Genomic DNA, 19,794 nt, shown 5'->3' with positions numbered 1-19,794 from the left:
CCTGGTCAGCGGGTCATGCAGGTCTCGTCCTCGTTCCGGTACCTGATCCGGCCGGTCAGCACCGAGCGGTAGAAACCCCAGTACGACTCCTCGGTCGGCACCACCCGGTCCGCGATCAACGCGTGCAGCCGCCATGGAGACGACCCGGCCGGTTTCGAAAACGTCATCATGAGGGGGACCGAGGCATGGTTCACCACGGGTGACGCGAACGCCGGACGGGACCGATGTGTCGGGGCGGGGCCGCCCGCGGGCCTTGGCGCTGCCGCGGTGCGAGGTCACCGGATGAGACGGATCTCCGGGGGCCACAGGAGGTTGCGTGCCAGCAGCAGTGACGGGCCCAGGTGCCCCGGGCAGACGGTCAGTGCGGCGTCCCGGTAGCGAGTGACGGCGAACCGCGCCGAGGCGCTGCAGCCCTGACCGTCCTCGGGACCACCGAAACAGCCTCGGCACGCCGTGTCCGTGCCGGGCGAAACCGGACGTTCGTGACCAGGGCTGCTATCCATGCCCTCAGCGTGGCAGAGGTCGGATGCCGGTGCAGCGTGGCGAGGTCCGTCCGGACGGATCATCAGACCTGCGGGTTGTGACGGACGTGGTCGACGGGACTCCGACTGTGGGCGGGCGGGCCGTCTTCTGGTGGGCTCGCCCGGTGGACTTCGATCTTCGGGGGGCGAAGGGCAGGGACCGCGTGTTTTCCCCAGGCCCTCTGGAGTAATCGGGTGATTAGGACGGGCTCGTGCGCGGGGAGCGGCGCGCCCCGAGGTACGGGCGGAGGGGGCACGGCGACCATTCCAGTGTGATGATCGGACAGCATCGTGGTGCGGGCTACGGCAGTCGGTTAGCCGAGGCCCTGTTGGTGTCATCCCTGCTGACCACCCTTGTGTCCGCCGCTCTTGGAGGGCGGGCGGCTGCGGACGGCGCGGAGGGGAACGGGCTGGTTCTCCGGGTGAGTGTCAACTCCCGCCCGGGGGTCGGCGCACTGAGTCCCGGCATCCGGGTGGGTGATCCCGTGCTGAAGACGTACCGGCTGGTCAACCGGAAAGGCACGGACCTGTACGACGTACGGGTGGACGACCCGGGTCTGCCCGGTGTCGCGATCCGCTGTCCGGACGGCGACCGGGTGCGCATGTTGCGCGGACTTTCTTCGGCGACCTGCACTGCCGTGACGACCGCGCGTTCCGGTGTGTGGGCCGCCGAGGTGCTGGCCTCCGGCCGCATTCCGTACCTGCATACCGAGGCTCGGGCCCGTGCGCGGTCGGGATATGCGGGCGTCGGAGGCACTTTGGCGCTGTCGGAGTCGGTGCGGGTCACGGGCCAGGAGGCGACCATCCGTTACGTGGTGACCAACACCGGCAACCGGCCCGTTCACGATGTCCGAGTGAGCGATCCGCTGGTCGCCGCGACGGTGATCGACTGTGCGGGCGGGCGGCCGGTCGTGGCCCGACTGGATCCCGGGCGCCCCGCGTTGTGCCGCGTGGTGATCCGCAGGGGACCCGGCGCCTACATCAGCCAAGGAGTCGCCGAGGGCAGTGACGGGCTCACCACCCTCGGCCGTTCCGGTGTCGGTGTGGCCCCGCCGAAGCTGATCGCGAGAGCCGCCACGCGGTTCGTCGTCCCCGCGTCGCCGGCTCCGCCGCGGGCACCGGCCCGCCGGGTGGTGCCTCGTCGTACGTCGCCCGCTGCCGTGCCTCCGGCCGCCCGGTCGCAACGGCCCGTGGCGCCGGCGCCGCCCGCTCCGGGTCCGCCCGCGCTCCCCGCTGCCGTCGTACCGCCGCTCCCGCCGCCCGGAATCGCGGCGCCGGGACTCGCGCCCGGGGCCCCCGTCGCTCCGGCCCCCGCCGAGCCGCCCGCAGTGGCCGCTGTGCCAGGTGCCGCCGCGGGCGGAGCCGGACTGGCAGCAGGAGCTGCCGTCGGCGGGACGGGTCTGCTGCCCGGCTCGTCCTCCGGCGGAACAGGGCAGGTGCCGCAGGCCCGGCGGCCACCGGTGCGGAGCGGATCGATCCTGAGCCGGTTCTACCGTCCCGGACAGGGGCCCACAGGGCTGGGAGCGCTCGCCGCCCTCTTCCTCGTCCTGCTGCCCGCCGCCATGGCGGCCGCGATCCTCGGGACGCGACGTGGCTAGCTCATCCCACCAACTCACCTGACGGGAGGCCGGTTCCGATGACCGAGACCCTTGCCATCGTCCTGGGTGTCGCCCTGCTCGCCGCGGCCTGCGTGGGCGTCAAGCACCGTTTCTGGCCCATGGATCCGGACGACGAGCCGCGCGAGGACGTGGCGGAGTACATCTCCATGATGGTCGGCGTTCTCTACGCGCTGGTCCTCGGCCTGGCCCTGGTATCGGTCTGGGACACCCAGTCCAGTGCGCAGCAGCATGTGCAGACCGAGGCGAGCGCCGCCCACCAGGTCTATCTGCTGGCCGACGGGCTGCCGTCCGGGGACGCCCGGAGGATGCGCAGCGAAATGACGTCGTACGTCGGCCATGTGGTGAACAGCGAGTTCCCCGCCATGGCGGCGGGGCGGCCCCTGGGACATCGAGGCTGGGACCTGCTGCGTGACGTACGGACGGCGGACTGGCGCCTCGCGGGCGCGACGGCGTCGCAACAGGTCACGGCGCAGGAGGTGCTCGCTCAACTCAGCGTGCTGGACGACGCGCGGCGAGGGCGCGAGGGAGACGCGACGAGCGGCCTGTCCCCGGTTCTGTGGTTCGGCCTGATCGTCGGTGGTGTACTCACCGTCGCCTTCATGTTCATGTTCGGCGTACGGCGGAGCTTCACGCACGTTGCCATGGTGATGGGGCTGACCGCGCTCATCACCTTCGTGGTGCTCCTCGTCTACCAGCTCAACCAGCCGTTCGGAGGCTTGTTCTCGATCGACGCCTCGTCCTTCACGCGGTACTTCCCCGGGGCGTGAACGGGGTGGGGACAGGTGCCGGACGGCGGTTCGTCAGCAGCTCAGACGATGGTCCAGCCGAACAGTGCGTTGCCCGGGCGGTCGAGGTCGTCACTGGTCAGGTAGTCGTGGTACGCGGTCACCAGTTCCTCGTGTGTCACCAGGCCGTCCGCGTTCTCGTCCAGGGCCGTGGCCAGGTCTTCGGCCACCCCGGCGGGCACGCCGAACGCCCGCACGAGCCGGACGGCCTCCGCGTGGTCGAGTGCGCCGTCTCCGTCGGCGTCCGCGGCGGCGAACACGGAAACGGTCACGGGGACCAGGTTGCGTTCGTACGCCCCGTCACCCAGGGCGAGCAGGGTCATGGCGCGGTCGAAGGTCTCGCGGCCCATGGCCTTGGCGGTCGGGTGGCCGGTCGCGTCGCACAGGGTCTTCCAGAGCCCTTCGTACGCGGTGCGGACCGCCGTGGCGTGCGGGCTCTGCGGTGCGTGACCGAACGTGGCGGCGATCCGGTCGGCGACGATCGCGTAGTCCGTGCCGCCGACCAGTCCGTCGTGGTCCTGGTCGTAGAGATCGAAGCGGTGGTCGAGCTTGCTTCTCAGGAGGGTGCGGAGCATCCAGGTTCCTCCGGTGGTCACGGGCCCTTCGGCGAGGGCCGTGCGGCGCCCCCGTGGTCGGCCTCACGCTATGTGCGGTCCTGACACCACGCATCCGCACCGGGCCACGGCTGCCCACCGAGACGAGAGGAGCTGTTGAGCGTATGGACTTGATGGGCACGGTCGCGCGTGGCGCGCTGGCGGCCTGCTTCCTCACGACCGCGTTCTCCGCCTGCGACAGCGGCACGGGAGCGCCGGCTGCGGAGGGGACGGGCGACCTGGGCGAGCTGCGGGTCGTACTTCGGGGAACGGGCGCCGAGGGCGCTCTCGACAAGCCGGTCGAGGTCGCGGTCGACGGGGCCAAAGGGCGTATCACCGACGTGACGGTCACCGACGCGGCCGGACGCCTCCTCGCCGGCAGACTCGGCGTGGACGGCACCCGCTGGCACAGCACGGCTCCGCTGGCCGCGGACGCGCACTACACCGTCCGGGTCGTCACCGAAGGACGCAACGGCGCGCCCGGTCACCGTACGCTGGCGTTCGAGACGGAACCCGGCCGGCAGACCCTGCGGGTGGACTTCGGTACCCGGGCCGGTACCTACGGAGTGGGGCAACCTCTCACGGCACGGCTGAGCACACCCGTGGGGGAACGCGACCCCCGGGCCCGGGCGTTCGTCGAGGGCGCCCTTCGTGTCGAGTCGGATCGCCCCGTCGAGGGTGCCTGGTACTGGGTGAGCGACCGGGAACTGCACTACCGCCCGAAGGACTACTGGCCCGCCCATGCCGAGATCCGGGTGAGCAGCGCCCTGGACGGCATCAGGATCGAGGACGGCCTGTACGGGGCCCGTTCCGCTGCCCTGACGTTGCGTACGGGCGAGCGCGTCGAGGCTGTTGTCGACGCGAGGGCTCACCTCATGACCGTCCGCCGGGGCGGGAGACTGCTGCGGACGATCCCGGTGACCACCGGGAAGCCCGGGTTCGACACGCGCAACGGGATCAAAGTGGTGCTCGGCAAGGAGCGGTACGTGCGGATGCGCGGGACGAGCATCGGCATCCCGGCCGGCAGCCCGGACGCCTACGACACGCCGGTGTCCGACGCCCTGCGCGTCACGCTCAGCGGTGAATACCTGCACGCCGCTCCCTGGTCGGTCGGCTCCCAGGGGCGGGCCAACGTCACCCACGGCTGCACGGGAATGAGTGCACGCGATGCCGCCTGGCTCTTCGACACCATGCGCGAGGGAGACATCGTGACCGTCGTCAACAGCGGCGGCGCGCGCATGCCTCCCTTCGGAAACGGCTTCGGCGACTGGAACCTGCCCTGGAACGAGTGGCGCGAGGGCGGCGCCCAGTCCCAGGGCGGTCGTCGGGACGGCACGGACCCGGGAAGCCTGGCAAGGCTGCGACCCGACAGCCGTTGAGCCGGTCACATGGCGCGCAGGGTGGCGATGATCCGAGGGTGACCGTCGATGACCCGTTCCTCGGTGTCGCCGGTCTCCCGCAGGGACGCGCACCGCGCCAGGCGGGTGACGGCGGGCGCGCTGAAGCCCCAGTAGTGGACGTCGTCCCCGGCGTTGGCCTCGCCGGGGGCCAGGACCCGGATCGCGGGAGTCCGCGCCCCGTCGTCGCCCGCCCCGTAGGTCTCCAGCAGGATCCGCCCGCCAGGGTTCAGCAGACCGCGCAGGACGTGCAGCATGCCGAGCGGATTCTCCACCCGGTGCAGCATTCCGCAGCAGAAGACGAAGTCGAATCTCTCCCGGGAGCCCGCCAGTTCCAGGGCGTCGGCCCTGCGGTACTCGACCCGGGAGCCGAGCAGTTCGCCGATCGTCCGGAACGCCTGGCCGCCCGCGACGTCGACACCGAAGCGTTCCTTGACCATGTGGCGGTACTGCTCGCTGTCCACGGCGAGCACCCGGTCCGCGCCGCGTGCCTCGGCGAGGAAGGCGTAGAAACCGTCGCAGGTGCCGACATCGAGTACCCGCAGCCCACGGAAGTCGGCCGGCAGGAACGGGATCCGGTAGCGGTGATCGCGCGCGAGTCCCGGCGTGTAGATGCCCGCCGCCCGGTTGAGGGCGAAGGTGTGGAACCAGATCGGGACCGAGCGGAGTACCTCCTCGCAGTCCGCGAGCGGCGCGTCGATGGGCAGCAGATCTGCCACCGTGCGTTCCGCTTCCGTGCTCTCGAATTCCAGCTGTGTCGTCATGGTCCGCCCTTTCGGCGCGCTGACGGTCCGTTGGTTTCCGTACCGGATCCAGGTGCTAGACGGCCGCTTCGAGGACGAGCAGGCAGGTGTCCCCGGGGACCACGGAGTCGTCCGGCAGGGCGTACATGCGCAGGCGGTCGCCGACCGTTTCCACATGGGTGGCGTTGAAGGTGATGACCCGTCCCTTCGGGGACAGGACGGTCACCGGTGCCTCGTGCTTGATGTCGCCCGTGTTCATGTCCAGCAGGGCGACTCCGCCGAGGCCGAAAACGCCGCCGGAACCGTCCGGATACTCAGCGACCCCGGTCCAGGAGGCGAGTCCGTCCCGCATCTCCACGCAGTCCTGGAAGTCGATGTAGTGGGACCGTACGGGGATTTCCCGGACCAGTTCACCGCTCCTCGTCATGACGAGGAGACGGCGACCGCCCCAGGTCGCCATGTGCAGGAGTTCGCTGTCGGGTTCGCAGGCGACGGCGCCGAGATGGTCGGGGTAGCGGAACATCTCGCTGATCGCCGACGTCGCGGGATCGATCCGGTACAGGATCGACTTCGAGTCGGGGCGGTACTCGGCGACCGGCACCCAGAGGCTCTCTCCGTCGTACGAGAGCCCGCCGGCGTGGTAGGCGCTGCCCTCGCCGAGTTCCCAGTGGCCCAACTGCCTGCCGTCGGCGCTCATTTCGTACAGGTGGCCGCGCCCCCGGCCCGCCGTGCGGTCGGGTCCGCCGTCCGGGTTCTCCAGACGGGTGGTCTCCTCCAGGATCTCCACGCTGGTGAGGTAGAAGGTGTCGCCGACCCGGTCCAGGCCCTGGGGATGGTGACAGGTGAAGTCGAGGGGGATCCGGTCCACGGTCACCCATTCCGTGGAGCGCCTCAGACGGGTGATCGCCTCGTTGACGGTGAACGCCATGCTGGTTCCCTACCGTTCGACTCGGCCTTCGATGAACGCCTCGACCGCGTCGCGTGCCTGGTCGTCCGGGTACTGGACGGGCGGCGACTTCATGAAGTACGAGGCGGCCGACAACAGGGGTCCACCGATGCCACGGTCGAGGGCGATCTTCGCGCAGCGCAGTGCGTCGATGACCACACCGGCCGAGTTGGGGGAGTCCCACACTTCCAGCTTGTACTCCAGGTTCAGCGGTACGTCGCCGAAGGCCCGGCCCTCCATGCGGACGTACGCCCACTTGCGGTCGTCCAGCCAGGGAACGTGGTCGGAGGGGCCGATGTGGACGTTGCCCGGGCCCGGGTCGTGCGACAGCTGCGAGGTGACCGCCTGGGTCTTGGAGATCTTCTTGGACTCCAGGCGCTCCCGTTCGAGCATGTTCATGAAGTCCATGTTTCCGCCGACGTTGAGCTGCATCGTCCGGTCGAGGACGACACCGCGGTCTTCGAAGAGCCTGGCCAGGACCCGGTGGGTGATGGTGGCGCCGACCTGCGACTTGATGTCGTCGCCGATGACCGGCAGCCCTGCGTCGGTGAACTTCCGGGCCCACTCGTCGGTGCCGGCGATGAAGACGGGGAGCGCGTTGACGAAGCCCGCCCCGGCGTCGATCGCGGCCTGTGCGTAGAACTTCGCGGCGGCTTCCGAGCCGACCGGGAGGTAGCAGACGACCACGTCGGCGCGAACCTCCCGAAGTGTCGCGGCCACGTCCACGGGCTCCGCCGAGGACTCCACGATGGTCTCGCGGTAGTACCGGCCGAGACCGTCGAGGGTGTGCCCACGCAGCACGGTGACACCGGTGGGAGGCACGTCGGCGATCTTGATCGTGTTGTTCTCCGAGGCACCGATGGCGTGGGCCAGGTCCTGGCCCACTTTCTTGGCGTCGACGTCGAACGCGGCGACGAACTTGATGTCGCGGACGTGGTAGTCGCCGAGCTGTACGTGCATCAGCCCCGGGACGCGGTCGGACGGGTCGGCGTCCCGGTAGTACTCGACCCCCTGTATCAGGGACGAGGCGCAGTTGCCCACTCCGACGATGGCCACGCGAATGTCACCCATGAGAGCGCTCCTGTTCGCCTTGTCGAACGACTGTGCAGGAACTCAACCATTCGTGGCCTGGTCCCGCCCCCGGTGCTTTGTCGTCAACCGCCGATCGGGTGAATTGCCGGGTGGGGTCCGTCAACAGATTCGGGTGAGCCGTGGGTTCGGCTCCCAAGTACGGATCCGTACGCCGAGCGCGCGAAGTGCGAACGGCTCGCCTTCGCCCCCGCTCCGTCTCGCCCGCGCGCCGCGCCACGTCGTGCGCCGAGGGTGCACGCCTGCCGCGCGAGCCGTGGGGGTGCGACTGTCTGAAGCGGGAAGCCCTGAACGGGGTCTGACCGGTGGAGGTCGCCATGTCCGTGTCCCTGGAGTCCCTGCCCGACGAGCCGCCGCGTGACGAATTGCCGTTGCGTCCGGTCCACGTCGTAGGCGATCGGTACCGGACGTTCGCGGAGAACGACCGGGTGACGACGTCCGGCGCCGTCGCAAAGGTTCTCACCACCACCGGCCCGCCCCTGTCCGACCAGGTGCTGCTGGTGCCCGGTCAAGGTGTCACGGAGGAGGACTGGCACACGCTCGCCGCGGCACCGACGCAGCGCACGGTCCGGTTCGGCGCCGCGCCCGCGTCGGCTCTGGACGGCAGCGAGGTGCTGAAGCTGCGCAGTGAGAACGTGCTGTTGGCGGGGCTTCGTGAGACCGGTCCCGTCACCTACACGGCCGAGCTGGTCGTCCACGCGGACTCCGAGATGGTTCAGGACCACACCGCCGAACGGCAGCACCTGCCGGGCATGCTGCTGATGGAGGCGTCCTGCCAGATGATCATCGCGGTGACCGGACGGTTCCTCGCCTCGCGCGGTGTCTCGGACGCCTACTACACGGTGATGCACCACTTCGAGATCGACTTCCGGCGGTTCGTCTTCCCGCTGCCCGCCCAACTGCGGCTGACCGTCGACGAGATGGGCGACCTGACGGGTGGCCCCGACCGGATCCCCTTCGCGGTCACGATCGATGTCGTCCAAGGCGGTTTCGACTGTGCCCGGGCGCGCTGGAGATACCGGGCGTTCCGGCCCGCCGCGGTCTTCGCCGCCGAGGCGGAGCGGGCCCGGGAGGCCGTGGCCGCGTGCGCCGTCGTGCGGACCGTATTGCCACGCGCGCCGGGGGCGGTGTCATGACCGACGCCCCCGGTGGCGCGGTCAAAGTGCCGCTTCCGTACGTGATCACCGGCACCGGGTCCCGCCTGCCGGTGCGCGAACTGTCCAACGACGCTGTCGCCGCCCACTTCGGCCGCTCCGGCGGCTGGATAGAGGAGAAGACCGGAGTACGGTCCCGCCGGGTCGCCGCGGTCGGCGAGAGTGTCGTGGAGCTGGCGGCCGGTGCCTCCCTCGACGCGCTCGCCGACGCCGGTGTCCCACCCGGGCGGCTCGCCCTGGTGGTGGCGGCTTCCTCGACTCCCGGACGCTTCGTCCCGGGCATCGCCTGCGGTGTCCAGAGGCTGCTCGGTGCGCGCACCGCGACCGCGCTGGACGTGAACGCGGCCTGTGCCGGCTTCTGCTTCGCGGTGCACACCGCCCTCGGCCTGCTCGCCGGCGGCCTGGCCGAAGGCCCGGTGCTGGTGGTCGGCGCCGAGTGCTTCTCACCCCACCTGGACTACACCGACCGCGCCACGGCCGCCCTCTTCGGCGACGGGGCCGGAGCGGTGGTCATCGAGGCCGCCCCCGCACCGTACGGGTTCCTCCACACAGGGATCGGCTCGGCCGGCGACAAGGAGCAGTACGTACGCATCGTGCCCGGCGAGGGCCGCTCGCGCGACGCCTACACCCTGTTCATGGACGGGCGCGCCACCCGGGAGTTCATCGAGGAGCGGCTGCCCGCGATGCTGTCCGAAGCCCTGGCCGCCGGCGGGCTCCGGCCGTCGGATCTCGACCTCGTCGTCCCGCACCAGGCCAATCCCCGTCTGCTGCATACCGTGTTGGAGGGCGCGGGTCTGGAACCCGAGCAGATCTTCATGACCGGGCAGCGGTACGGGAACACCGGCGCGGCCTCCGTGCCCGTCACCCTCGACGCCGCCCGCCGGGCCGGCCGACTGCACGACGGGGCACTGGTGGCGCTGGCGGCGCTCGGAGCCGGAATGACCTGGGGCACGCAGGTACTGCGATGGCGCCGGCCGGACGCGCCATCCGTTCCCGGGCCGTCCGCCTCCTCTCGTGTCCGGCTCGAACCCGTGCGATCCGAACCGCGGTGAGGAGGCCCCGCCCATGTCCGCGCCGTCATTGAAGACCTTGTTGTACGGGGAGCAGCGCCTCGCCGCCCTCGACCGCCTCGACGCCGCCCTGTCCTGGGGCGGCGGTCCCGACGAGTCGCCGGCCCGCACTCCCGCCGACCGCGACCGGCGCACCTACACGCGGCTGGCCGCCCTCGTCGGATCCGAGGGAGGTTCCCTGGCCCTCGTACGCGACCGGGAGCGGATGCTGACCGTCCTGGAGTGGGCCGCGGTCGCCGACCCCGCCGTCTTCCACACCGCGATGGTGCACCTCGGCGTGTGCACCGCCACCGTCCTGGAACTGGGGCGCCCCGGCCCGTACCTCGACGGGCTGACCGGCGAACTCGACCGCCTGGACACGACCGGCACCATCCTGATCACCGAACGAGGCCGCGGTGGCAGCCACTTGGCCCCCGGCACCGAAGCCGTCTGGCACCCGTCTTCCAGGACCTTCACTCTGCACACTCCGGAGCCCGGCGCGGCGAAGATCATGGGGAACGTGGCGGCACCCGGCATCCCCAAAGCCGCCCTCGTCTACGCCCAGCTCGTGACGGACGGCCGCCGCCGGGGCGTCTTCCCGTTCGCCCTGCGACTGCGCACCACGAGCGGACCCACCCCCGGCGTACGGATCCGGCCGCTCCCCGAGGTGCCCGCACTGCCGCTGGACTACGCGGAGGTCACCTTCGACGGCGCGCGAGTGCCGTACGACGGCTGGCTGCGCGACACCGCGTCCTTCACCGGCGACGGCCACTTCACGGACCCGCTCACTGATCCGGCCGCCCGCTTGGTGCGCTCCACCGTCTTCTCCGCCAACGCCACGCTCTGCTCCGCCGTGGGTCTGGCCGCGGCCGCACGCGCCGCGGTGACGGCCGCCCTGGGATACGCCCGCTCGCGCACGACGTCCAGTGGGATGGCCCCGGGGCAGCCCGTGCTGGCCCATCGCACCCAGCAGGAAGCCCTGTATTCGGCACTGGCCGACGCGTGGGCCTGCTCCCTGCTGGCGGAGCGGGCCAGATCCGCCGCGGGAACCGCCGCCACTGCCCCGGCGCACGGGCCGACCTGGGCGCCCTGGGTGTCCGTGCACCGGGACTCGGCGTTGGCGAAGGCGGCCGTCACCGACGCGCTGGCCCGTGTCACGGCGAGCTGCCGGACCCGCAGCGGCGCATGGGGCGTGTTCGCGGCCAACCGGCTGACCGACTACGAGGGGCTGGCCCAGATCTACCAGGCGGCCGCGGGCGACAACCTGCTGATCCGGCTGGAGGCGGGCCGATCCCTCGTAGAAGACACCGCGTACCGCCCGAAGCCCTCGGAGAGGGATGCCGCCGGTGATCTGGCCGATCCGCGCACGACACTCGCCCTGGCCACCGCCCGCGAGGCGGCACTGCTCCAAGGGCTGCGGGAGCGCCTCGACGAGGCCGCCGCGGACGCGGAGCCGTTCGAGGTGTGGAACCCGCTGCTCCCCGACGCGGTCCGCCTCGTCGACGCCCACCTCGACGTCCGCACCCTGGACGCATTCGACGAGGCTGTCCGCTCCGCCGGCGGACAGAGCCGGGAAAGCGGGGAGACCCTGCGCGCACTGCGCGTTCTGTACGCACTGAACCGCGTGGATCAAGGACGGCTCACCCCGGGGCAGACGGCACAGCTGCCCGCCGTCCGCGACACCGTGCTCGCCCGGGTCCACGACCGGCTCGACTCCCTGCTCGACGCGTTCGCCGTCACTCCGGCCCGGCTCGGATCACCCATGGCAGAGCCGGCCGGCACCGGCCCGGCAGCGACGAAGGAACACACCATGAACGCAGGATCCGACGACTCCACGTTCAGCCTGCGCGGGAGGACGGCACTCGTCACCGGCGCCTCCCGGGGCATCGGGCGGGCGATCGCACTCGCTCTCGCCCGAGCGGGCGCCGACGTGGCCGTACTCGCCCGTTCCACCGAGGCCCTGCGGGAGACAGCGGCCGAGATCGAACGGACAGGCCGGAAGTCCCTCGTTCTCACCTGCGACGTCGCCCGGGAGGCCCAGATCCTCGGCTGCGTCGACCGCGCCATCACCCACTTCGACGGGATCGACATCCTGGTCAACAACGCCGCCGCGCTCGAACACGTCGCACCCTTCCTGGACCTCACCCACACCGAGTGGTGCCGTTCCTTCCAGGTGAACGTGGAATCCACCGCGCACTTCTGCCGCGCCGTCGGCGCGCACATGGTGTCCCGGGGCTCCGGTGTGGTGCTCAACATCTCGTCGATCGCCGGACTCGGCGGCTTCCCGATGCTCTCCCCGTACGCTGCGGGAAAGGCGGCCATGAACTCCCTCACCCGCACCCTCGCCGCCGAATGGGCCTCCGCGGGGGTACGGGTCAACGGGATCTGCCCCGGCTGGGTCGTCACCGAGATGACCGACGGGTTCTCCACCTCCGCCGACCTCTCCGACGGCCTGATGCGCGCGGTTCCGGCAGGCCGGTGGGGCGACCCGGAGGACATCGCCGGCGCCGCCGTCTACCTGGCGAGCGACGCCGCCCGCCTCGTCACCGGCGCCTGCCTCGTACTGGACGGCGGAGCGACCTCCACCCTGGGCGGGCCGACCATGCGGGAACTTGTCGGCCGCGGCCGGATTCGCGGCTGAGACATGGCTGTTCGCCGGCCGGCCTGAACGGCATGTCGGTTCATGAGGAAGGCGCCGCCGTCAGCGCAGCAGGTTGCGCTGGATCTTCCCGGTGACCGTCTTGGGGAGTTCGCGCACGAGCCGTACCTCCCGGATGGGGACCGGGTCCCCGTACTCGGCTTCGATATGGGCCTTGAGTTCGGCGGACAGCCCGTCGTGGAGCGGCAGCCCGGGAAGCGGTACGGCATGCAGGACGACGGCCTGGCCGTACCGGGCGTCGGGCGCGCCGACGGCGGCGGCCTCGGCGACGGCCGGATGCTTGAGCAGGACGGTCTCGACTTCGGCCGGGGAAACGTTGAAGCCGCGCGAGATGATCAGGTCGTCCGCGCGGCCGAGCGGGGTGATCAGACCATCCGCGCCGACGATCCCCGCGTCGCCGGTGACGTACCAGTCGGGGCCGTGCGGGAAGCGGACGGCGGTTTGTTCGGGGTCGCCGAGGAAGTGCGTGAACGGCATGAGGGGGCTGGTGGGGACGTGCAGAGCGATCCGCCCCGCAGTTCCCGGCGGGGCGGGATCAGGTGTGCTGCCCTCCCTGGTGAGGACGCGTACGAACTGGTACGCGCTCTCGCCGACGGCTCCTCACGACCGCGTCTCGCCGGCATCGACGGACTCTCCTCCAGAGCGGCCGACGGAACCGCCACGACCAACCCGGATCGGGAACGCATCGCGGATCTGGACATCATCCCCTCACCCTTCCTCACCGGCGCCGTCGACCTTCTCGACGAGGCCGGCCGGTTCCGCTACGACGTGGCGCTCATCGAGACCAACCGGGGCTGCCCGTACAAGTGCTCCTTCTGCTACTGGGGCGGCGCCACCGGGCAGCGCGTACGCGCCTTCTCCCGTGAGCGGCTGCGCGCGGAACTCGAACTCTTCGCCCAGCTGCGCGTGCACACGGTCGCCACCTGCGACGCCAACTTCGGGATGCTCCCCGCCGACCTGGACCTCACCGAGGACCTCGTGGACATCAGCCGGCGGTACGGCTACCCGCGGGCCTTCGAGAGTTCCTGGGCCAAGAACAAGTCGAAGGTCTTCTACGAGATCGTCCGCCGTATGAAGGACGCGGGTCTGCGCAGCTCCTTCACCCTCGCCCTCCAGTCCCTGGAGCCGAACGCGCTGCGCACCATGAACCGGCGCAACATGAAGGTCAACGAGTGGCACGACCTGGTGAGCTGGCTCGCCGCGGAGGGGCTGGACTGCTACGCGGAACTCATCTGGGGCGCCCCCGGCGAGACCGTCGAGTCCTTCATGCGCGGCTATGACGAACTCGCCCGCCACGTCTCGCGCATCGCGGTGTATCCCATCCTGCTGCTGCCGGGCACCGAGTACTCCGACCACCGCGAGCGCTACGGCATGGTGACGCTGCGCGGCGACCGGGACGACTTCGAGTACGTGCTCGCCCATGAGTCCATGACGTTCGGCGAGAACCGTGCCATGCGCCGCTTCGTCTTCTGGTCCAAGGTGATCGCCGAGGGCGGCGTCCTACGGCACAGCTGGCTCCCCCTGCGTGAACTGGCGGGCTGGACCCAGTCCCGCGTCCTGCGCCATCTGACGGACTGGCTGGGGACCACCTCCGATCCGGAGGCAGCGCGCCTGGCCGCAGCTGCGGGTACCGCGGTCGACGCCCGGCTGGAGGGCGAGACGATCGGCCGGTTCTTCGCCGACGCCGCGGCGAGACAGGTACTGACACGGTGGTGGACCGAAGCCCTCGGCCCGTGCCTCCCCGCCGAGCACCGGCCCGTCCTCGACGAGGTCTTCCGCTTCGACCTCCTCACCCACCCGGCCTGCGGCCCGGACACACCGCCCCTGGTCACCGTCGCGGACGAGTCCTTCCACCTCAGAGCGGGGCAGATCTTCTCGTACGACGTCCCGGCCCTCCTCGCGGACCTGCGGAGCGGGCGGCAGTCGCATCTTGAGCCCCGGAAGACGAAGGTCGACATCTACTACCGGACCGGCGCCTCCGCCGTAGCCGCCTCGATGAACCACGAGGTGGTGTTGCACTTCATGGGGCATCCCGTCCCCGCGGGGGAGCCGTTCGTTCCCAGGAAGATCGGCTCCGAACCCGTAAGCCCGTCCCGTTCCGGAGCCGGGCCAGGGACTTCGTGACCCCGGCGCGAGCCGCCTCGGCGGGCCGTTCACACGGTCACCCCTCAGGCAGCCGCACCGCGACCCCCAGGCGGGTCGCGGCTCCCGGTTCGGTGGAGTTCCCGCGCCCCTCTATCCGGTCCACCAACTGCCCGGCCGCGACCCTTCCGAGTTCCTCGCCGTCCACGTCGATCGCGGGCACTCCGCTCATGCCGAACGCGTCGAGAACGGAACGCTCCGCGCTGATCAGCATGTCGTCCGGGATCCGTACGCCCCGGCGTTCGAGAGCCGCCAGCAGCCCCAGCGCGACCGAGGTGGCGTAGGGGACCACCGCGGTCGCCCCGGTCGCGAGCACCGGGCCCGCGCTCTCCACTCCGGCGGTGAAGGTGGCCGGTACCGGTCCCAGTACGGTCAGTTCGGCCCGCCCGGCGGCGGCCGTACGGACGGCCTCGTGGCGGCGCAGGCTCTGCCAGGAGCCGTGTGGCCCGCCGAGGTAGACGATGTGCCGGTGCCCTGCCCCGGCCAGGTGGCCGATGACCTCGCCGAAGGCGCGGGCGACGTCGGCGGAGACGGACGGCAGCCCGGAGACCTCGCGGTCGATGAGGACCGTCGGGGCGAGCCGGGCGATGGCCCGCAGATCCTCGTCGGCGCCGCGCGGCGCGGTGAGGAGGAAGCCGTCGACCTGCCGGGCCAGCCGGGAGAGCGCGTCGCGGTCGTCGGCGTCGTGGACGGCCACCGTGAGCTGGAAACCGGCCTGGGCGGCGCGGGCCTGGGCGCCGTTGACGATCGGGGTGAAGAAGCTGTTCGCCAGGTCGGGCACCACGAGTGCGAGGAGACCGGTCCGGCCGTGCGCCAGGGCCCGCGCCACCCGGCTGGCCTCGAAGCCCAGCGCCATCGCCGCGTCATGGACCCGCGCCCGGGTCGCCGGGGCGACGAGGTCCGGTCGGCTCAGCGCCCGTGACGCCGTCGACTTCGACACCCCCGCGCGCCGGGCGACGTCGTCGAGCGTGGGCACCGGGCTCGCATCCCCAGTGGGATTCACCGCACCTCCCTTTCCTCTTCCTCCGGATCTCACCGGGGGATCGTCCTCGGGCGGGCCGGTGTCCCGCCCCGGGAACTCCGCAGCGAAGACTCCTGGCCCTCTGAGACAACAGTTTTTACATCAACGTCACGCGGATGGCTGACACGGCAGCGCTTCGTCACCTATGTTGCCTGCAACCGGTTGCAGTGATGATACCCATCACTCGCTGTCAAAGGAATCGAACTTCGCCCATGGTCCACAGGCCCCGAGCAGGCGCACTGCTGCTGCTCCCCGGGCTGCTCCTGATGGTTCTTGGCTTCGCCGTGCCGTCCGCCGCGATGCTCTTCGCGCCGCCGGGAGTCAGCCCGTCCGACGTGTTCACCCGCCTCACCAAGATGCTCACCGACGGATACGACCTCCGGATCATCGGTCGCACCCTGACCCTCGGACTGATCGCGACCGCACTGTGCGTCGTGCTCGGCTTCCCCATCGCGAGCCTGCTGGCCCGCTCCACCTCCCGCTGGACGGGGCTGTGGCTGGCGCTGGCGGTGTTCCCGCTGCTGCTCAGCAACGTCGTACGCAGCTTCGGCTGGCTGGTGATTCTCGGGTCCAACGGGGTCCTGGGCCGGATCATCACCGGCCTCGGCCTGGCCCGGCAGGCTCCGCAGCTGCTGTACACACCGCTGGCCGTCGTGCTCGGCCTGGTCCAGCTCTTCCTGCCGCTCGCCGTCGTCTCCTGCTACTCGGCGGTCGCCCAGGTGGACCGGGGGCTCGACGACGCCGCCCGAGGTCTCGGCGCGAGCCGGTTGCGCACGTTGTGGACCGTGGTGATCCCGCTGTCTCTGCCCGGCATCGCCGTCGCCGCCACCCTGGTGTTCGCCGGGAGCATCACCGCGTACACCACCCCCTATCTCCTCGGCGGATCCTCCCAGCGGATGCTCGCCACCCAGTTGTACGACTACGCGAACGTGACCGTGGACTGGGCCGCCGCCTCCGCGACGGCGCTCGTGATGACCGTGCTCGTCTTCGCGGTCTCCGGCATCGGATCGGCCGTGGCGCGAGTGAAGGGACGGGTCGCATGAAGGCACGACCGACAGCCGCCGCACTGGCCGTCCTCGGCTACGTCATCATGCTCGTCCCGATCCTGTTCGTCGTGGCCGGCGCGTTCACCGCCGGCAACACCCTGACGTTCCCGCCCCAGGGTTTCTCGCTGCGGTGGTTCGGCAAGGCGGCCGGGTACCAGCCGTTCAGCGACGCGCTCGTCTCCAGCCTCCTGCTGGCCTGCTGTGCCACCGCCCTGGCCCTGGTGCTCGGCATTCCCGTGGCCCTCGGCCTGCACCGCGGGGCGATACCCGGACGGTCCCTGCTGCAGGGGCTGTTCCTGTCCCCCCTGGTCGTGCCGGAACTGGTCATCGGACTCGCGCTGTACCAGCAACTGGTGATCGGGCTCGGGCTGACCTCGTTCACCGCCCTCCTCATCGGGCACTCCGTTCTGCTCATGCCGTACGCGGTGCGGGTCACGGGAGCCGCGCTCACGCTGGCGGACCCCGCTCTGGAGGAGGCCGCGCGCGGGCTGGGCGCGACGCCCTGGCGCGCGTTCCGCACGGTCACCCTGCCGCTGCTGCGTCCCGGCGTGATGTCGGCGGGCCTGCTCGGCTTCATCACGTCGTTCAACAACGTGCCGCTCTCGCTGCTGCTCCAGAGCCGGGACTTCGGCACGCTTCCGGTGACGATGCTCGACTACGTCCAGCAGTCCTACGACCCCGTCATCGCCGCCATGTCCACGCTCGTCCTGGCCGCCACCATCGTGGTCGCCGTCGTCGCCGAACGCACCGTCGGCTTCACCAGGATCTTCGGGGGGATCAACCGATGACCGCCGCTGCCCAGTTCATCGACGTCACCCGGACCTTCGGCGACTTCACCGCCGTCGGGTCCCTGAACCTCGACGTCCCCGAAGGAAAGATCACCACGCTCCTCGGCCCGAGCGGCTGCGGCAAGACGACCACGCTGCGGATGCTCGCCGGCTACACCGCGCCCAGTGCGGGCACGATCCGCATCGCCGGGAAGGACGCCACCCGGCTGCCTCCGGAGAAACGCAACCTCGGCATGGTCTTCCAGTCGTACGCCCTGTTCCCGCACATGAGCGTCGCGGACAACGTGGGCTACGGGCTGAAACTCCGCAAGGTCCCGCCCGCCGAGCGCCGCCGCCGGGTTGCCGAGGCGCTGGACCTGGTGGGCCTCGGCCACCTGGCCGCACAGCGCCCCGGCAAGCTCTCGGGCGGCCAGCAGCAGCGGGTCGCGCTCGCCCGTGCCGTCGCCGTCCGCCCGTCCCTGCTGCTGCTCGACGAGCCGTTGTCCAACCTGGACGCCCGGCTGCGGGTGCAGATGCGCGCCGAGATCCGCCGGATCCAGGCCGAGACCGGCCTCACCGTGGTCCTGGTGACCCACGACCAGGACGAGGCGCTGGAGATGTCCGACGTGATGGTCCTGATGCGCGCCGGACATGTCATGCAGAGCGGGTCACCGGCCGAGGTCTTCCCGCGCCCCGCCAACCGCTTCGTCGCCGAGTTCCTGGGCTACGAGAACTTCGTCCCGGCGAGCCCCGCGACCGCGGGCAGCGACACCACCCTGACGGTGCGCCCGGAGCACCTGACGGTCGTCACGGGACCGGCGCCGGACGGGGCCCGGCTGTCCCTGCCCGCAACGGTCACCGGCATCGCCTACCGAGGGGTCGACCGACACCTCACCCTGTCGGCCCGCAGCGGCGATAGCGCGGGCGAGGACGACGTGACGCTGATCGCGACGGTACGGGCGGACGGGTCCCGGGCCGACTGGCATCCCGGCGACCGGGTCACCGTGGCCGCCCGGCCGGAGCACGTGGTCGAACTGACCGACTGAACCGCGGAGTTCGGTACGGCAGCGACGGCACCGTCTCTCGCCGACCCACCGCCCTTCCCACCCCCTCCGTCCCCCTTCCCGCCTCCCTTCCCTGCCGACTCTCCCCTCGCCATGCCCTCGAAAGGATCCCCTCGTGCGTACCACTCTCCGGCGCCACCGCGCCACGACGGCCGTCGTCGTCACCGCCGCGCTCACCACGACCGTCGCCGGCTGCTCCGCCGTCGGCAGTGGCGGGAGCGACAGCAAGACCCTTGTCGTGAGCTCCTTCCCCTTCGGGTCGGACGAGTTGACGAAGGCCGTCATCGAGCCCTTCGAGAAGAAGACGGGCTACAAGGTCGAGCTCGACACGGGCAACAACGCCACCCGCCTGACGAAGCTGGAGGCGGCGGGGGGAAGGTCGGACGTGGACGTCATGCTCATCTCCGACTACTACGCCGCCCTGGGCCAGTCGAAGGGGCTCTTCCGGAAGGTCGACGCCAAGGACGTGCCGAACATGTCCAAGCTCAGCAGCTTCGCCCTCGACAAGGCGTATGACGGACCGGCGTACACCTATCAGCTCAACGGCACCCTGTACCGCACCGACAAGCTCGACGCCAAGACCGCCGCCGACTGGTCGGTGTACGGCGACAAGAAGTACGCCAAGAAGACCGCGCTGCCCGACATCTCGGTCACCTCGGGGCAGTTGACCGTCTCCGGGGTCGGTGAGGCGTACGGCAGCGGGCCGTACGACATCGACACCGCGTACGCGAAGCTCGGCTCCTGGGCTCCGCACACCCTGCAGTTCTACTCGTCCTCGACCGAGGTGACGAACCTGCTCACCCAGGGCGAGATCGTCGCCGCCCCCGCGATCAGCGCGTTCGCCACCTCTCTCATCCAGTCCGGTGAGCCGGTGAGCTGGGTGGCGCCGAGCAAGGGCAAGTACATGGCGACGAACCGGATGATGATCCCCAAGAACGCGAAGAACCTGAAGGCCGCGTACGCCTTCATCGACTACTACCTGTCCGCCGCGGCGCAGACCCAGGCCGCGAAGACCATCGGCGACATGCCGGTGAACCCGGCCGCCACGGTCCCCGCGGTGCTCGGCAAGGTCGCCGGGAAGGCGGCGACGGACCCGGTCGGCGCGGGCTTCCGCACCCTCGACCCCGACACGATCGTGAAGAACCGCGACACGTGGGTCGAACGGTTCGCCCGCGAGGTCAGCTCCAAGTGACCGTCGG

General features: G+C 70.8%; 19 protein-coding genes. 11 read left to right on the top strand and 8 right to left on the bottom strand.

Annotation, left to right across the window (positions count from 1 at the left end):
* Positions 1–5: 5 nt before the first annotated feature.
* Positions 6–170: a hypothetical protein gene (locus AB0I69_RS12410; protein WP_363095553.1), complete on the bottom strand. Its 165-nt coding sequence runs from the start codon at positions 168–170 to the stop codon at positions 6–8.
* Positions 171–275: 105 nt separating this feature from the next.
* On the bottom strand, positions 276–503 hold the full coding sequence (locus AB0I69_RS12405) for a hypothetical protein (protein WP_363095552.1): 228 nt from the start codon (positions 501–503) through the stop codon (positions 276–278).
* A gap of 440 nt (positions 504–943) precedes the next feature.
* Between AB0I69_RS12405 and AB0I69_RS12400 the strand changes: the two genes are divergently transcribed.
* Both AB0I69_RS12400 and AB0I69_RS12395 read left to right on the top strand, forming a co-directional pair.
* Positions 944–2,119 (top strand): hypothetical protein, encoded by a 1,176-nt coding sequence (locus AB0I69_RS12400; protein ID WP_363095551.1) that lies wholly within the window; start codon positions 944–946, stop codon positions 2,117–2,119.
* Positions 2,120–2,157: 38 nt separating this feature from the next.
* A complete protein-coding gene (locus AB0I69_RS12395) occupies positions 2,158–2,907 on the top strand; it encodes a DUF4239 domain-containing protein (RefSeq protein WP_363095550.1) in 750 nt (249 codons plus the stop codon).
* A gap of 41 nt (positions 2,908–2,948) precedes the next feature.
* On the opposite strand, the gene AB0I69_RS12390 is transcribed toward AB0I69_RS12395, so the two are convergent.
* Positions 2,949–3,500, bottom strand: a complete 552-nt coding sequence (locus AB0I69_RS12390) for a hypothetical protein (RefSeq protein ID WP_363095549.1) — start codon at positions 3,498–3,500, stop codon at positions 2,949–2,951.
* A gap of 143 nt (positions 3,501–3,643) precedes the next feature.
* On the opposite strand from AB0I69_RS12390, the gene AB0I69_RS12385 reads away from it, so the two are divergent.
* Positions 3,644–4,897, top strand: a complete 1,254-nt coding sequence (locus AB0I69_RS12385) for an Ig-like domain-containing protein (RefSeq protein WP_363095548.1) — start codon at positions 3,644–3,646, stop codon at positions 4,895–4,897.
* A 5-nt stretch (positions 4,898–4,902) separates the two neighbouring features.
* Here AB0I69_RS12385 and AB0I69_RS12380 read toward each other — a convergent pair whose 3' ends face one another.
* Genes AB0I69_RS12380 through AB0I69_RS12370 form a run of 3 tightly spaced genes read right to left on the bottom strand, consistent with a single transcriptional unit; the run spans position 4,903 to position 7,675 of the window.
* On the bottom strand, positions 4,903–5,679 hold the full coding sequence (locus tag AB0I69_RS12380; RefSeq protein ID WP_363095547.1) for a methyltransferase domain-containing protein: 777 nt from the start codon (positions 5,677–5,679) through the stop codon (positions 4,903–4,905).
* 55 nt (positions 5,680–5,734) lie between these two features.
* Positions 5,735–6,586, bottom strand: coding sequence for a DUF6454 family protein (locus tag AB0I69_RS12375; RefSeq protein ID WP_363095546.1), 852 nt, complete (start codon positions 6,584–6,586; stop codon positions 5,735–5,737).
* Positions 6,587–6,595: 9 nt separating this feature from the next.
* Positions 6,596–7,675, bottom strand: a complete 1,080-nt coding sequence (locus tag AB0I69_RS12370) for an inositol-3-phosphate synthase (protein ID WP_363095545.1) — start codon at positions 7,673–7,675, stop codon at positions 6,596–6,598.
* A 335-nt stretch (positions 7,676–8,010) separates the two neighbouring features.
* On the opposite strand from AB0I69_RS12370, the gene AB0I69_RS12365 reads away from it, so the two are divergent.
* Genes AB0I69_RS12365 through AB0I69_RS12355 form a run of 3 tightly spaced genes read left to right on the top strand, consistent with a single transcriptional unit; the run spans position 8,011 to position 12,537 of the window.
* Positions 8,011–8,829 (top strand): AfsA-related hotdog domain-containing protein, encoded by an 819-nt coding sequence (locus AB0I69_RS12365; RefSeq protein ID WP_363095544.1) that lies wholly within the window; start codon positions 8,011–8,013, stop codon positions 8,827–8,829.
* Positions 8,826–9,899 carry a ketoacyl-ACP synthase III gene (locus AB0I69_RS12360; protein ID WP_363095543.1) on the top strand — a complete coding sequence of 358 codons (1,074 nt, stop codon included), beginning with the start codon at positions 8,826–8,828 and terminating at the stop codon, positions 9,897–9,899. Before AB0I69_RS12365 ends, AB0I69_RS12360 begins: the two co-directional genes overlap by 4 nt.
* 13 nt (positions 9,900–9,912) lie before the next feature.
* On the top strand, positions 9,913–12,537 hold the full coding sequence (locus tag AB0I69_RS12355) for a glucose 1-dehydrogenase (RefSeq protein WP_363095542.1): 2,625 nt from the start codon (positions 9,913–9,915) through the stop codon (positions 12,535–12,537).
* A gap of 60 nt (positions 12,538–12,597) precedes the next feature.
* On the opposite strand, the gene AB0I69_RS12350 is transcribed toward AB0I69_RS12355, so the two are convergent.
* Positions 12,598–13,032, bottom strand: a complete 435-nt coding sequence (locus AB0I69_RS12350) for a hypothetical protein (RefSeq protein WP_363095541.1) — start codon at positions 13,030–13,032, stop codon at positions 12,598–12,600.
* An 18-nt stretch (positions 13,033–13,050) separates the two neighbouring features.
* Here AB0I69_RS12350 and AB0I69_RS12345 point away from each other — a divergent pair, with 18 nt between their 5' ends.
* The gene (locus AB0I69_RS12345; RefSeq protein ID WP_363095540.1) at positions 13,051–14,679 is read left to right on the top strand and encodes a KedN5 family methylcobalamin-dependent radical SAM C-methyltransferase; all 1,629 of its coding nucleotides are present in this window, start codon (positions 13,051–13,053) and stop codon (positions 14,677–14,679) included.
* Between the two features lie 37 nt (positions 14,680–14,716).
* Here AB0I69_RS12345 and AB0I69_RS12340 read toward each other — a convergent pair whose 3' ends face one another.
* On the bottom strand, positions 14,717–15,700 hold the full coding sequence (locus AB0I69_RS12340) for a LacI family DNA-binding transcriptional regulator (RefSeq protein WP_363095539.1): 984 nt from the start codon (positions 15,698–15,700) through the stop codon (positions 14,717–14,719).
* A 230-nt stretch (positions 15,701–15,930) separates the two neighbouring features.
* Here AB0I69_RS12340 and AB0I69_RS12335 point away from each other — a divergent pair, with 230 nt between their 5' ends.
* The 4 genes from AB0I69_RS12335 to AB0I69_RS12320 all read left to right on the top strand — a co-directional run bounded on the left by AB0I69_RS12335 (position 15,931) and on the right by AB0I69_RS12320 (position 19,787).
* Positions 15,931–16,761, top strand: a complete 831-nt coding sequence (locus AB0I69_RS12335; RefSeq protein ID WP_363095538.1) for an ABC transporter permease — start codon at positions 15,931–15,933, stop codon at positions 16,759–16,761.
* Positions 16,758–17,552 (top strand): ABC transporter permease, encoded by a 795-nt coding sequence (locus tag AB0I69_RS12330; protein ID WP_363095537.1) that lies wholly within the window; start codon positions 16,758–16,760, stop codon positions 17,550–17,552. The genes AB0I69_RS12335 and AB0I69_RS12330 overlap by 4 nt, the downstream gene beginning before the upstream one ends.
* Positions 17,549–18,577 (top strand): ABC transporter ATP-binding protein, encoded by a 1,029-nt coding sequence (locus AB0I69_RS12325; protein ID WP_363095536.1) that lies wholly within the window; start codon positions 17,549–17,551, stop codon positions 18,575–18,577. Before AB0I69_RS12330 ends, AB0I69_RS12325 begins: the two co-directional genes overlap by 4 nt.
* A gap of 133 nt (positions 18,578–18,710) precedes the next feature.
* Complete coding sequence (locus tag AB0I69_RS12320; RefSeq protein WP_363095535.1) at positions 18,711–19,787, top strand: ABC transporter substrate-binding protein; 1,077 nt, start codon at positions 18,711–18,713, stop codon at positions 19,785–19,787.
* Positions 19,788–19,794 lie beyond the last annotated feature (7 nt).

Source organism: Streptomyces sp. NPDC050508 (genome assembly GCF_040655155.1).
In the GTDB taxonomy this organism is placed as follows: Bacteria; Actinomycetota; Actinomycetes; order Streptomycetales; family Streptomycetaceae; genus Streptomyces.
The sequence above is the reverse complement of the archived record's forward strand: the minus strand, read 5'-3'. Positions and strand labels throughout refer to the sequence as shown.